The 12,377-nt window shown below is 57.8% G+C and carries 13 protein-coding genes; 3 read left to right on the top strand and 10 right to left on the bottom strand.

The features are described 5' to 3' along the window. Positions 1-40: 40 nt before the first annotated feature. From DSL70_RS08630 to rpsB, 8 genes are all read right to left on the bottom strand, one after another. Positions 41-937, bottom strand: coding sequence for an alpha/beta hydrolase fold domain-containing protein (locus DSL70_RS08630; protein ID WP_119307521.1), 897 nt, complete (start codon positions 935-937; stop codon positions 41-43). 118 nt (positions 938-1,055) lie between these two features. Next, positions 1,056-2,273, bottom strand: a complete 1,218-nt coding sequence (gene dxr, locus DSL70_RS08635) for a 1-deoxy-D-xylulose-5-phosphate reductoisomerase (protein ID WP_119307522.1) — start codon at positions 2,271-2,273, stop codon at positions 1,056-1,058. A 69-nt stretch (positions 2,274-2,342) separates the two neighbouring features. Next, entirely contained in the window at positions 2,343-3,194 is an 852-nt protein-coding gene (locus DSL70_RS08640) for a phosphatidate cytidylyltransferase (RefSeq protein ID WP_162916478.1), read from the bottom strand. Positions 3,195-3,293: 99 nt separating this feature from the next. Then, positions 3,294-4,040 (bottom strand): isoprenyl transferase, encoded by a 747-nt coding sequence (locus tag DSL70_RS08645; RefSeq protein ID WP_119307874.1) that lies wholly within the window; start codon positions 4,038-4,040, stop codon positions 3,294-3,296. 239 nt (positions 4,041-4,279) lie between these two features. Further along, positions 4,280-4,840 carry a ribosome recycling factor gene (gene frr, locus DSL70_RS08650; RefSeq protein WP_119307524.1) on the bottom strand — a complete coding sequence of 187 codons (561 nt, stop codon included), beginning with the start codon at positions 4,838-4,840 and terminating at the stop codon, positions 4,280-4,282. A 178-nt stretch (positions 4,841-5,018) separates the two neighbouring features. Continuing rightward, on the bottom strand, positions 5,019-5,735 hold the full coding sequence (gene pyrH, locus DSL70_RS08655; RefSeq protein WP_119307875.1) for a UMP kinase: 717 nt from the start codon (positions 5,733-5,735) through the stop codon (positions 5,019-5,021). Positions 5,736-5,949: 214 nt separating this feature from the next. After that, the gene (gene tsf / locus DSL70_RS08660) at positions 5,950-6,870 is read right to left on the bottom strand and encodes a translation elongation factor Ts (RefSeq protein ID WP_119307876.1); all 921 of its coding nucleotides are present in this window, start codon (positions 6,868-6,870) and stop codon (positions 5,950-5,952) included. A 177-nt stretch (positions 6,871-7,047) separates the two neighbouring features. Next, positions 7,048-7,848, bottom strand: a complete 801-nt coding sequence (gene rpsB / locus DSL70_RS08665; RefSeq protein ID WP_119307525.1) for a 30S ribosomal protein S2 — start codon at positions 7,846-7,848, stop codon at positions 7,048-7,050. A gap of 252 nt (positions 7,849-8,100) precedes the next feature. Between rpsB and DSL70_RS08670 the strand changes: the two genes are divergently transcribed. Further along, positions 8,101-8,424 (top strand): hypothetical protein, encoded by a 324-nt coding sequence (locus tag DSL70_RS08670; RefSeq protein ID WP_162916480.1) that lies wholly within the window; start codon positions 8,101-8,103, stop codon positions 8,422-8,424. Here the strand turns inward: DSL70_RS08670 and DSL70_RS08675 are convergent. Continuing rightward, positions 8,421-9,284, bottom strand: coding sequence for a helix-turn-helix transcriptional regulator (locus tag DSL70_RS08675; RefSeq protein WP_119307527.1), 864 nt, complete (start codon positions 9,282-9,284; stop codon positions 8,421-8,423). The two genes, DSL70_RS08670 and DSL70_RS08675, sit on opposite strands and share 4 nt — an antisense overlap. A gap of 164 nt (positions 9,285-9,448) precedes the next feature. On the opposite strand from DSL70_RS08675, the gene DSL70_RS08680 reads away from it, so the two are divergent. Beyond that, complete coding sequence (locus DSL70_RS08680) at positions 9,449-10,363, top strand: DMT family transporter (RefSeq protein WP_119307528.1); 915 nt, start codon at positions 9,449-9,451, stop codon at positions 10,361-10,363. A gap of 7 nt (positions 10,364-10,370) precedes the next feature. Here the strand turns inward: DSL70_RS08680 and DSL70_RS08685 are convergent, their stop codons facing one another. Next, positions 10,371-11,330, bottom strand: a complete 960-nt coding sequence (locus DSL70_RS08685; protein WP_119307529.1) for an NAD(P)H-binding protein — start codon at positions 11,328-11,330, stop codon at positions 10,371-10,373. A 133-nt stretch (positions 11,331-11,463) separates the two neighbouring features. Between DSL70_RS08685 and DSL70_RS08690 the strand changes: the two genes are divergently transcribed. After that, positions 11,464-12,363, top strand: a complete 900-nt coding sequence (locus DSL70_RS08690; RefSeq protein ID WP_119307877.1) for a LysR family transcriptional regulator — start codon at positions 11,464-11,466, stop codon at positions 12,361-12,363. The last annotated feature ends 14 nt before the right edge of the window (positions 12,364-12,377 follow it).

The raw sequence follows: 12,377 nt of genomic DNA on the forward strand, positions 1-12,377 counted from the left end.
TCGGGCGCGTCCACGCGAAAATGAGGCAGCAACGGCCGGCTCAGCGTTCCAGCATTGCCAAGAAGTCACCCGCAGCCTTCAGTGCGTTGTAGCTGGTGTCGTGATATTTGCTGTAATGAATGAAGCCATGCGGCGCGCCCTCGAAGGTAGCATAGTAATGGCGAACGCCCGCTTCCATCAGCTTGCCTGCAAGCCAGCGACTGTCGTCGGCAAGGCAATCGCATTCCGCCTCGCAGATCAGAACCGGCGGCAAGTCCGTCATGTCCTCATCGCCAAGATCGGCATATTTCGGATCGACCCCGTCGGGCAAATAAAAATCCCACAGGGCGTGCATCCAATCGGTGGAAAGACCATTGCTGCCATCGCCATAGGCCTTGTGTGACCGCGTATCATAAAGCCGTCTGTAGCAGCCGTAATACAGCAGCAGAGCGGAAACGACAGCCGGACTGTTCTCGTCCCTGAGGCGCAGCGCGGCAGCCAGCGCCAGATTGGCCCCGGCGCTATCGCCACCAAGCACGATCTCGCATTGCTCCTCGGCCGCAATCTTCTCGATCTTTTCACACACCATGTTGATCGCAGCCGGATGTGGATCCTCTGGCGCAAACGGGTAGGTCAACCCGAAAACCTCCCGCTCGGCCAGCACAGCCATATCGGCAATGGCGCTGGCGTGGGTGATAAGGTTGCAGTTCCGCCAGCCGCCGCCGTGAATGTAGAGAATAAGCTTGCGTGGCCCTGCCTTGATGGTCTTGGGCGTAAAACGACGCCCGAAATCCGTGTCCACAATGGAGATCTGGTCGTCATGCCGCCCAACCAGACCGCGCCGAGCGTCTGTGTATTTCTTACGCACTTCGTCAACCGATTCCGTGCTGCCCGGAGCCGGAAAATAGGAAAACTGCGCAGCATAGTCGAGAAGAAGCTTGTCCACCTTGCCTTGCATGGCAATACCTCCGTTTGCAGCATCCCGACCGGAAGCGAGACACCTGACACTGGTTTATCAAAATCAGACCGCACTCACCGTCAGTGTCAAGGCACCAACTGGCAGCGGACGGGAAACACTAGCTCTCAGCTCTCAGCAACTGGCTGGCCACGTCGCGCGCCGCCTTGTCGAGCGCCAGAACATCCGCCACATCATTAGCAGCACACACCTCGCCACGGCGCAAGAATTCGGCCATGACCTTCTCGACCAGAACCGCGATGCCGCCAAAGGACATTCCGCCCGCGAGGAAGGACGCAACGGCAATTTCGTTGGCCGCATTGAGAATATTGGGCAGACTGCCCCCCACTTCCAGTGCATTCCTTGCCAATTGCATGCATGGGAAGCGCTCATAATCGGGCGCTTCGAAGGTAAATTTACCAATATCAATAAGAGAGATGCGGTCCGTATCAGCCGGAGCCCGATGCGGCCAGGCAAGACAATGGGCAACCGGGATGCGCATGTCCGGTGCGCCAAGCTGGGCAAGCAGCGAGCCGTCACTATAGGCCACCATGCCGTGAATGATCTGCTGCGGGTGCACCACCACCGACAATTGCTCCGACGGCAAACCATAGAGATGGTGCGCCTCGATCAGCTCAAGCCCCTTGTTCATCATCGAGGCGCTGTCGATGGTGATCTTGTTGCCCATGGAAAAATTCGGATGGTTTAGCGCCTCGATAATGGAAGCGTTGGCGATCGCCTCTTTGTCCCAGGTGCGAAACGGCCCGCCCGATGCGGTGAGGACTACTTCGAGAATTTCGCTGGCATTGTCCCGCTCATAGACTTGGAACACGGCGCTATGTTCGGAATCCACCGGCAGGATCGGCTTGCCGAGACGCTTGGCTTCGGCCATCACCAGATCACCCGCACAGACCAGCGCTTCCTTGTTGGCCAGAGCCACCTGATTGCCCGCCTTCAGCGCCGCCAGCGTGGGGCAAATTCCGGCCGCCCCGACGATGGCACCGATCACGATATCTGCCGGGCGGGAGGCCGCGTCTTCAACCGCGCTCTGACCGGCCCCAACCTCGATGTCATGTCCGGCGAGCGCGTCTTTCAGCGCACCATAGCAGCTCTCGTCGGCGACCACCGCAAAGCGGGCCTTGGAGGCAATCGCCGCTTTCGCCAGCTTGGAAACGTTGCGATTGGCCGTCAGCGCATCAACCCGGTAGCGCTCGGGCGAGCCGGTGATGATATCGAGCGCGGAGTCTCCAACCGATCCACTCGCTCCCAAAACGGAAATTGATTTCTGTGCCCCCGAATAGGTCGGCGCGGGAGTGTCAGAGGATGAAGACTTTGGCATAAGCTACTCATTAGAATTCGAATGATCGACCGGAAGGCGACATTGGTCTTGCGACGGCAGGATCTCGGCCTACTGGATCAGAAAGCCTGTGGCCACGGAATGGATATCCGCAAAGGCAAATCCGATGACGGCAGCAGCCACAACAGCGAAAAGCAGACCGTCGACGCGATCCATCACACCGCCATGACCCGGGATGAGAGAACCGGAATCCTTGACGCCAAACATACGCTTCATTTGTGACTCCGCAAGGTCTCCCACCTGAGAGAGCACAGAAAGTCCACCGAGCATTGCAACCATCGTCACGCTTGGCTGGAGCCCCAGAATGATGGCGACGGTGACGGAAAATCCGGTGCCCAGAACTAGCCCGCCAAGCGAGCCGGACCAGGTTTTCTTGGGTGAAACCCGACGCCACAGCTTGGGGCCGCCAACAAATTTGCCGACGAAATAGGCCGACACATCCGTTCCCCAGACGAGGGCAAACAGGATCAGAATCGCGGAGAAACCATGGGTCGCATCCTGCCGCAGCAGCAGCATTGCCGCGCCAAACAGTCCAGCGTAAAGAATCCCCCCAGCACACCAGCGGGCCGCAGCATAGGAGCAACGAGCAATCAACAGATACCCGGCCCCGAACACCGGAATGGCAAGCCCGGCCTGCCAGTCTCCGAAATAGAAACAGAACAGCGAGCCGAGCACCGAAATATAGCCGGTCATGGCAGGCGTGCCTGTCGGCGCCTCCCCGACCATAGCAACCCATTCCCGATAGATCAGAACGGTAACCGCACCGAAAAACAGCGCATAGACCAATCCGCCCCACCAGGTCACAGCAAAAGCGGCGACCGCGAGCACGACACCGGACACAATCCTCAAGGCCAGATCGGACCAAAGGGACTTCACTTGTGCCTTTTCTTCCGTATCACTCACGGGTTTCTTCAAAGAGTCCAGAACAGAGTCTCCTGTAATTTCCCGCCAGCCGGTCAGCCAGCAGGCGACACCATATCGCCGATCAAATGACAGGGGCGACTAGCCCCCGGAAGCAACAGCGCTCTGCTCCATTTCCGGCTCATCGGTCGTCAGGCCACCAAAGCGGCGATTGCGTCGGCCATATTCCGCCAGCGCCAGCTCAAGCTGACGCCGATCAAAATCTGGCCAAAAGCAATCGACAAAGATGAATTCCGAATAGGCCGCCTGCCACAAGAGGAAGTTGCTAAGTCGCTGCTCCCCGCTCGTCCGGACGATCACGTCAGGATCGGGAATGCCTGCGGTATAAAGTGATTGCGAGACCAGAGCCTCGGAGATCTGATCCGCAGTCATCTGCCCCATCTCGACCTGTCTGGCCAGATGGCGCACCATATCGGTGATTTCCTGACGGGCCCCGTAGTTGAATGCGATCATCAGATTGAGACCGCTGTTGTTTGCCGTCAGACTCTCGGCCTTGTCCAGCAGAGCGATGATATCGTCATCGAGCCCGGCACGGCTGCCAATCACCCGCACGCGCACATTCTGTTTGTGCAGCGTTGCCAGATCCTTGTTGATGAAAAGCTTGAGCAGACCCAGCAGGTCGCGGATTTCCGAGGGGGGACGGGACCAGTTCTCCGAACTGAAGGCAAACAGCGTCAGATAGGAGATGCCCAGCTCAATCGAATTGGAAACGATTTCACGAACGGCAACTACCCCCTGCCGATGCCCGTGCGTACGGGTCAGCTTGCGCGCCTTGGCCCAACGCCCGTTTCCGTCCATGATGACAGCCAGATGCCGAGGTATGACCATAGTCCCGGTAACGGAAGTGTCAGCGAAACGCACCTGCCCTGCCATAAATTTCTATCCCCTAGGTTCCTCAACGGCCCGACGCAACACCTCAAGGATGTAGAATGGCCGGGCCGAATTCTAGCTTCAAATATGCATCCAGACCATCGGAATGCACGCAATGGGCACCCCGAAGCAGACCGAAACGCTTGACCCACCCCCACTTCCGGCTGGCCGTCGCCTCGATCCGGGCCTTGAAGGCTCTAGACCTGCATGATCTCGGCTTCTTTTGTCGCCAGAAGATTGTCAACCTCGGCCACATATTTGTTGGTCAGTTCCTGAATCTCGTCATTGTAGAGACGGGCATCGTCTTCACTCATGCCGTCTTTCTCGGCCTTCTTGCACAGGTCCATGCCATCGCGGCGAATGTGACGGACAGACACCTTGGTGTTCTCGGCATAAGAATGCGCAATCTTGACCATTTCCTGACGGCGCTCTTCGTTAAGCTCGGGAATCGGCAGACGCAGCAACTGACCGTCGGTCACCGGGTTGATGCCGATGTTGGATTCACGAATCGCCTTTTCAACGGCACCAACCATGCCCTTGTCCCAAACCTGAATCGAAAGCATGCGCGGCTCCGGAACGGATACGGTGCCAACCTGGTTGATTGGCATGGTCTGCCCATAGGCCGATACCGTGATCGGGTCCAGAAGTGCGATGGATGCACGCCCGGTTCTCAAACCGGACAGATCTGATTTGAGAACAGACAGAGCCCCCTTCATTCGGCGTTCAAGGTCATCAAGATCCAGTTCTTCGGCAGACATGGTAAAGCCTCTTGTTTTCTAAGTCGGTTTTCATTCCGGGTTTTTAGTTTGCTCATGCCCCTCGATGTGAGCTCCCCTGAGCAGTTTCCCCCTGACGTGACATGCGGAACGGCTAGCAGTGCCCTCTCGCAGATCCGGTTTGGAGACCGGGCATCCAGCAGCAAAGCGCTGCAGAGCCCTAGCCCGAAACCACGGTTGCACGCCCCCTGCCCTGCAAAACGTCCAGCAGGCAGTTGGGTTCATGCAATGAATAAACAATTATCGGGATATTCGCCTCTTGAGCAAGCGCAATCGCAGCAGCGTCCATAACCTTGAGCCCTTGCTTGAGGACTTCGGTGTAAGTAATCGTATCATAACGCACAGCTGTTGGATCTTTACGCGGATCTGCGGAGTAGACGCCATCGACCTGCGTGCCTTTCAGCACGGCATCGCATTGCATCTCGGCCGCACGCAGGGCTGCGCCCGAATCCGTTGTCACGAACGGATTGCCCGTTCCTGCGGCAAAAAGAACCACCTTGCCCTCGGCCAGATAAGCCTTGGCTGCGCGCTGTGTGAACTGCTCGCAGATTTCGTCCATGGCAATCGCCGACATGGCAACAACGGGAACATCAATATCCTCAAGCGCATTGGCCATGGCGAGAACATTCATCACGGTTGCCAGCATGCCCATGTGGTCGCCGCGCACCCGATCTCCGCCCTTGGCAGCAACCGAAACACCGCGGAAGATGTTGCCGCCGCCGATAACAACGCCAACCTCGACCCCGAGCGCCCGCACATCGGCTATTTCCCGGGCAACACGCGCCACCATCTTCTGGTCAATTCCGAACCCCTGCTCTCCCATCAAGGCTTCGCCAGACACCTTCAGCAGAACCCGCTTGTATTTCAAATTACCCATACTGTCAGCCACCTCGAGCATTGCGACCCGACCGCGCATCGGCCACAAAACGGTCCTGCAGATGGCGCGGGTCAGGAATTGTCCGGCGAACAGAAAGAGGGCCGGAAGAAAAGCTGTCTCTGCATACACGAAGGGCGCTGGTTCGTCATCCCCAACGCCCTTCGAATTTCGCTTTTTTCACGCCCGTTGCAGCACAATAGGCAAAGAAAGTCGATTATTTGCCAGCAGCAGCAGCAACTTCAGCTGCAAAGTCTTCTTCTTTCTTCTCAATGCCTTCGCCAAGAGCGAAGCGAGCGAAAGAGACAAGCTTGATTGGTGCGCCAACTTCCTTCTCGGCATTCTTGATTGCCTGCTCAACGGTGTTTTCGCCGTCGATAACGAAGGTCTGTTTCAGCAGAACGACTTCTTCGAAGAACTTGCGCATACGGCCTTCAACCATCTTTTCGATGATGTTTTCAGGTTTGCCGGATTCGCGAGCCTGTTCGGAGAACACAGCCTTTTCGCGCTCGATCGCAGAAGGATCAACTTCCTCGGTGGTAGCAGCGAGCGGGTTGGTTGCAGCAATGTGCATGGCGATCTGTTTGCCCAGAGCGTCGAGCTTCTCTGCATCGCCTTCAGATTCCAGAGCAACCAGAACGCCCAGACGGCCGAGGCCAGGAGCAGTAGCGGAGTGCATGTAGGAAGCAACAACGCCCTTGTTCACGCTCAGCACCTTGCCGCGACGCAGGTTCATGTTTTCACCAATAGTTGCGACAGCATTGGTGATGGTTTCAGCAACCGTGCCACCAGTCGGGTAATCTGCAGCCAGAATGGCTTCCAGATCGTCACCGGCTTCAACAACAACAGAAGCGATGTTGCGAGCCAGTTCCTGGAACTGGTCGTTACGGGATACGAAGTCGGTTTCGGCGTTGACTTCTGCAAGAGCAGCCTTGTTGCCGGCACCTGAGATGGCGATAAGCCCTTCAGCAGCGATACGACCGGATTTCTTGGCAGCCTTCGCCAGACCTTTGGTGCGCAACCAGTCGATTGCGGCTTCCATGTCACCGTCGGTTTCGCCCAGAGCCTTTTTGCAGTCCATCATGCCCGCGCCAGAAATCTCACGGAGCTCTTTCACCATTGATGCTGTAATAGCCATTGCAGCCTCACGTCCTTTATCAAACAAGCCAGAAGCCGCCCGAATGATCCCGGGCGGCCATTTCAATCAATTCAGGGCAAAGCCCTCAAATCTCACATTCGAAGCAGAGCATATTCCCTTGAAGCTGACAGAGTTCCAAGACAGGAATATGTAAGCACCGAAGCGCCAGACTTCCGCTTATTCAGCAGAAGCTTCGGCAGCTTCAACTTCTTCTGCGTCGTCTTCATCATCGAGATCGCTCTCGAGGAGACCTTCTTCAGCAGCACCCAGATCAACACCAGCTTCGCCAGCCGAACGGGAAATACCGTCGATGGCAGCAGCTACGATCAGGTCGCAGTAAAGAGAGATTGCGCGAGAAGCGTCGTCGTTGCCCGGAACCGGGAAGTCGATGCCATCCGGATCGCAGTTGGTATCAACCACTGCAGCAACCGGAATGCCCAGACGACGGGCTTCGTGAATGGCGATGTCTTCCTTGTTGGTGTCGATAACGAAGATCAGGTCAGGTACGCCGCCCATGTCCTTGATACCACCCAGAGCGCGTTCCAGCTTGTCGCGTTCGCGGGTCAGGGTCAGGCGTTCTTTCTTGGTGAAGCCTTTGCCTTCGCCTTCCAGCAGTTCGTCAAGCTTGCGCAGACGCTGGATGGACTGGGTGATGGTTTTCCAGTTGGTCAGCATGCCGCCGAGCCAGCGGGAGTTGACATAGTACTGTGCAGCAGCCTTGGCAGCATCAGCAACCGGACCAGCAGCCTGACGCTTGGTGCCAACGATGAGAACGCGGCCACCACGAGCGACGGTGTCGGACACAGCCTTCAGGGCGTCGTTCAGCAGAGGAACGGTCTGGGACAGGTCGATGATGTGGATGTTGTTGCGAGCGCCGAAAATGAACTTGCCCATTTTCGGGTTCCAGCGGTGGGTCTGGTGACCAAAATGCACGCCTGCTTCAAGCAGGGAGCGCATGGAAACTTCAGGAAGTGCCATGTATATTTTCCTTTACCGGTTTAACCTCTGCGGGAAGTGGCCAAAAAGGGCACCGGATGGATGTCAGCACATTTCTCCATGCTGCCACCCTGCTCCCGCATGTGGATTCGAGGGGCCTTATAGGCGGTAAATTCATGGATTGCAAGGGACAGAGCGGCCTTTTTTGGGGAATTGCGGCTTGACGAGGCCAATCAAACGCCCAATTCTACGCAAACACCGCCTTCCAATCTGGCCACAGCTTCGACAAAACCGATGATCAGTCTCCGGATCCAGCCTTCAGTCCTGCTTTCAGCCCTGCTACTCTCGACCTTAATCGCCTCACAGACTCGAGCAGATCCGGCCCCCTGCCGTCAGAAGTTCGAGGCCTCTGTCCTTGAGCAAACCATTGCCAGAGACAAACTCAGCCGCTTCATGGATCAGAACCCAACCTGCCTGCAGGTGTCAAATGGCTGCGAACAGTGTCGCCGCAATGACAAGGGCGTCGTTTCCTGCCGCTCCATCGGCTTTGTCTGCAGTGAAGACGCAACGCGCTGCGACAGTCCCGTCAAGACAACGCCGCCCGCAGACAACCGCTAGGCAACTCCCTTGCGATAGGCCGCAGGGGTTGCCCCCGTGCCAGTCTTGAAGCTGCGAGTGAAATGGCTCTGGCTGGAGAAGCCACAGGCATCGGCCACTTGAGCCAGCGGCTCACCTGCCCGGATCAACCCCTTGGCCTGCTCCACCCGACGGTGGGCGATATAGAGATTGGGCGAAACGCCGCAGGTCTGTTTGAAGCTGCGCTGCAGATGAAACTCGCTGAGATTGGCAATCTGGCCAAGATCTCTCAGATGTATCACCCGATCCAGATTGGCCTCGATATAATCGATCAGACGCCGCTTGACCGGAGCCGACAAGCCGCCACGCATGGGCACGACCACCTCGCCATGGAACCGCTTCTGGACCAGAACACCGGCGATCAGCTCAACCATCGCCTCTTCGGCCCCCAGCAGATTGCGCTCGTTGGTTGCCTGAAACAGATGGGCAAACGGCACGATCAGGTCGTCCGGCGAAACATAGGTGGCCTCAGCCAGTTCGATCTGCCGCCCGTCCCGGTCCATCATCTCGCTGTAGCAGCGCCGCAATTCCTCATCCGGCAGATAGAGATGCATCATGGTCAGCGGGCCATTGACCAGCCATTCCGAGCTCTGCCCTTGCGGAAAGATGCACATCGCCCCCGGCCAACCATGCTTTGGCTCCTGATCAACACGCCAGACATCCTGTCCATCGCGCACATAGAAGCTCAGGGCGTGTCCCTCAAGATCATCATAGGTGAGATGGTCCTGACTGTTGCTCCAGATCGCACAGGACCGTCCAAAACCGAGATCAAGGCTGCCATGCCGGATCGCGGATGAACTGTCGCGCAAAAAGTTGAAAACGGAATGATCCTTGGAGCGCATGAAAAGCCCGGATGAAAGAAAAGATGACGAGCCTCTTCATACCATCGGCACCCCCTTTCAACCAGCATCAAAATATCGGCCCACATGACTTCACCGCAAGATCATGCAAAAACGCCGAGGCGAAAACGGCTAGATCGATAGCCTGACACTATGAGGTTTCTGTCATGATCCCGTTTCTTTTCGCATCCACTGTCCTGATCTGGGGCACCACCTGGTTCGCCATCGCCCTTCAGAGCGGCCCCGTTCCGGCGCTCGTCTCCGTTTTCTATCGCTTTGCCACAGCTGGCATATTGTTTCTGATCCTGCTGGCAGCCACCGGCCGCCTGCGCCTGCCAAACAGGAAGCATCACGTCTGGATCATCGCTCAGGCCTGCTGCCTGTTCAGCCTGAACTTCATCTGCTTCTACAATGCCGTGCGCTACATTCCCTCCGGCCTTGAATCGGTGATCTTCTCGCTGGCGACGATCTTCAATGCCGTCAATGCGCGGCTCTTCTATGGCGACAGGATCACCAGACAGGTGGTTCTGGCCAGCCTCTGCGGGGTTGGAGGCCTTGCCCTGATGTTCGGACGGGGCATTCTCTCCGCTGACGGCACGGATGTATTGTTAGGCGTAGGGCTCGCTACGCTGGGGACGGTGTTCTTCTCGCTCGGCAACATGGTATCCCGTCACAACAGCCAGATTGGCATATCACCGGTGATCGCCAACGCATGGGGCATGGGATATGGTGCGCTCATCCTGCTAGCGCTCATCACCATCACCGGAACACCAATCGTCCTGCCGTCGGGCTCGGCCTATATCGGAGCCTTGCTCTATCTGGCCATATTCGGCTCGATTGTCGGCTTCACCACCTATCTGATGCTGGTCGCCAAGATCGGCTCGGCCAAGGCAGCCTATATGACGGTGCTGTTCCCCATCATCGCCCTGGCCGTCTCGACACTGTTCGAAGGCTATGTCTGGCACTGGACCGGCGTCCTCGGCCTGGCACTTGCCCTCACCGGCAATCTGATCATCTTTGCCCCACGCAAGCGACTCCAGCCACAGGCTCCGGCCCAGCCAGCCCCCGTTGCAGACGCCTGATGGCACCTCAGAGACAACCAAGAGAGTGAAGCGTCGCGCGTAAAGCCTCATCGAGCTCAGTGTGCGGCTCTTCTTTCAGAATGGCAACAAGACGGGCGTTATCCATCCGCATCGGATGCTGCCAGAAGGGCTCCACCTCTGACACCTCGCGCAAGAAACTGACAAAAGGCGCGCCCAGATGCATAAGCCACCATGGGAACATCCGCACCGGAAGCTGCTTCCCTACGACCCGCTGAATGCCTGAAACAAGCAGATCACCAGTCTCATCATAGACACCGCCAAAGACCAGATCTTCGAACATCGAAAGCGCGTCGCCTCGATTGGCCAGTTGGGCAATCGCTTCGGCCAGATCAGGCAGATAGGCCCAGCTATGCCCGCCCCCTCGGGCTACACGGACGATCTTGTCAAGCGGTCGCCCCGGCTTGATCATTCCCTGACAGAGCCAGCTTGACCGCGCATCCGGCCCGAAGAAGTCCCCCGCCCGCACGATCAGCACCGGCACGTCATGGCTTGCGTCCCGCAACCGTCGCTCAAGCTCGATCCGCACCTTGCCCTTGCGGGTCGTGCCAGTCTGGGCCGTTCCGCAGGCAACAACCGGGGTTGTCGCCGGATCGAAATTGTAGATCGTGCCGGGCAGGATGATCCTTGCGCCGACAGCCCGCGCCGCAGCGATGGAGTGATCAATCATCGGCAGCACCAGCTTGTCCCAGTTTTGATACCCCGATGGGTTCACGCCATGGAACAGCACCGACGCTCCCTCAGCGGCCGCAACCACATCGTCCGCCCACATGGCATCCCCCGTCCTTGCCTCGACGCCGGGGCTCAGTCGGTCCCGGTGTCTGGAGCCTTCCCGCACAAGGGTCCGCACCCGCCATCCATGGGCAAGCAGCGCTCTGGCAACCGCCCCACCGACACCTCCCGTTGCACCCAAAACCAGCGCGGTCCTCTGTTCACCGGACTTGCTCATCGCCAAACCTCACTCACTTTCATGTTTCCTCGATCCGTGGACGGAACGCCCCAAAGACGGACCAACGAGACAATCTCCCAAACCAGCCTGAAAATAAATTGCGAAAAAACTTTCATCTGCTAGCATGTTTTTTATGAGTAAAATGATTTCATGGGACGATCAACGCTTCTTCCTCGCCGTCCTTGAAGAGGGAAGCCTTTCCGGTGCTGCGCGGCGTCTGGGCGTGTCACAGCCCACTGTGCGCAGCCGCATCGAAGCGCTGGAACAGACAACTGGCGTAACCCTTTTCACCCGCTCACTCAACGGCCTGACCCCGACCGACCACGCCAGACAGCTGCGCGCGAGCGCCAGAGCAATGGCATTGGCCTCAGAGGCTTTCCTGCGGCAGGCATCGGCCCCACCGGGAGAAATCGCTGGCACAGTGCGGCTGAGTGTTCCGGAAGTGATGGGGACGGAGATCATCCCCGAAATGCTGGCCCCATTGCGCAAAGCCTATCCCCAGCTTCAACTGGAGCTGGAACTGAGCAACAGTATTGCCGATATCCTGCATCAGGAGGTGGACCTGGCCGTCCGCACCTTCGCTCCGTCCCAGAGCGCCCTTGTTGCGCGCAAGGTGGCGAGCATCCCATTGGGATTCTTTGCCCGGAAAGACTATTTGCAGGAACAGGGGGAGCCACGGACGCTGTCCGATCTCAAGAATCACACCACGATCGGCCCGGACCGCAACAAGAGCGACCTGCAACTGGTTCGCAGTCTCGGTCTTGAAGACTGGGCTCTGCCGAAAATCCGCACTGACAGTCACCCCGCGCAGCTGGCCGCAGCCCTCGCCGGTCTTGGCATCGCCTATCTTCAAGTCCCGATCGGCAGGCGGCACCCGTCTTTAAGACAGATTCTGTTGGACATCCCGCCCTTCGCCCTCGATACATGGATCGTCACCCACGAGGACCTGCGCCATGAGCCGCGCATCCGCGCCGCCTTTGACTGCCTCGTCGATGGCTTTTCTTCCTATGTCAGCAAGAGCTCGACCGCATAGAGATAGCGCCGAGA

Source organism: Cohaesibacter haloalkalitolerans (genome assembly GCF_003574655.1).
GTDB classification, from domain to species: Bacteria; Pseudomonadota; Alphaproteobacteria; order Rhizobiales; family Cohaesibacteraceae; genus Cohaesibacter; species Cohaesibacter haloalkalitolerans.

What these genes read in the sequence shown, in the direction of transcription:
- DSL70_RS08645 (WP_119307874.1), bottom strand. Translation starts at nt 4,040, where the DNA reads ATGGTCATACCTCGGCATCTGGCTGTCATCATGGACGGAAACGGGCGT.
- DSL70_RS08680 (WP_119307528.1), top strand. Translation starts at nt 9,449, where the DNA reads ATGATCCCGTTTCTTTTCGCATCCACTGTCCTGATCTGGGGCACCACC.
- DSL70_RS08670 (WP_162916480.1), top strand. Translation starts at nt 8,101, where the DNA reads ATGATCAGTCTCCGGATCCAGCCTTCAGTCCTGCTTTCAGCCCTGCTA.
- DSL70_RS08690 (WP_119307877.1), top strand. Translation starts at nt 11,464, where the DNA reads ATGAGTAAAATGATTTCATGGGACGATCAACGCTTCTTCCTCGCCGTC.
- DSL70_RS08675 (WP_119307527.1), bottom strand. Translation starts at nt 9,284, where the DNA reads ATGCGCTCCAAGGATCATTCCGTTTTCAACTTTTTGCGCGACAGTTCA.
- frr (WP_119307524.1), bottom strand. Translation starts at nt 4,840, where the DNA reads ATGTCTGCCGAAGAACTGGATCTTGATGACCTTGAACGCCGAATGAAG.
- DSL70_RS08630 (WP_119307521.1), bottom strand. Translation starts at nt 937, where the DNA reads ATGCAAGGCAAGGTGGACAAGCTTCTTCTCGACTATGCTGCGCAGTTT.
- DSL70_RS08685 (WP_119307529.1), bottom strand. Translation starts at nt 11,330, where the DNA reads ATGAGCAAGTCCGGTGAACAGAGGACCGCGCTGGTTTTGGGTGCAACG.
- tsf (WP_119307876.1), bottom strand. Translation starts at nt 6,870, where the DNA reads ATGGCTATTACAGCATCAATGGTGAAAGAGCTCCGTGAGATTTCTGGC.
- rpsB (WP_119307525.1), bottom strand. Translation starts at nt 7,848, where the DNA reads ATGGCACTTCCTGAAGTTTCCATGCGCTCCCTGCTTGAAGCAGGCGTG.
- pyrH (WP_119307875.1), bottom strand. Translation starts at nt 5,735, where the DNA reads ATGGGTAATTTGAAATACAAGCGGGTTCTGCTGAAGGTGTCTGGCGAA.
- dxr (WP_119307522.1), bottom strand. Translation starts at nt 2,273, where the DNA reads ATGCCAAAGTCTTCATCCTCTGACACTCCCGCGCCGACCTATTCGGGG.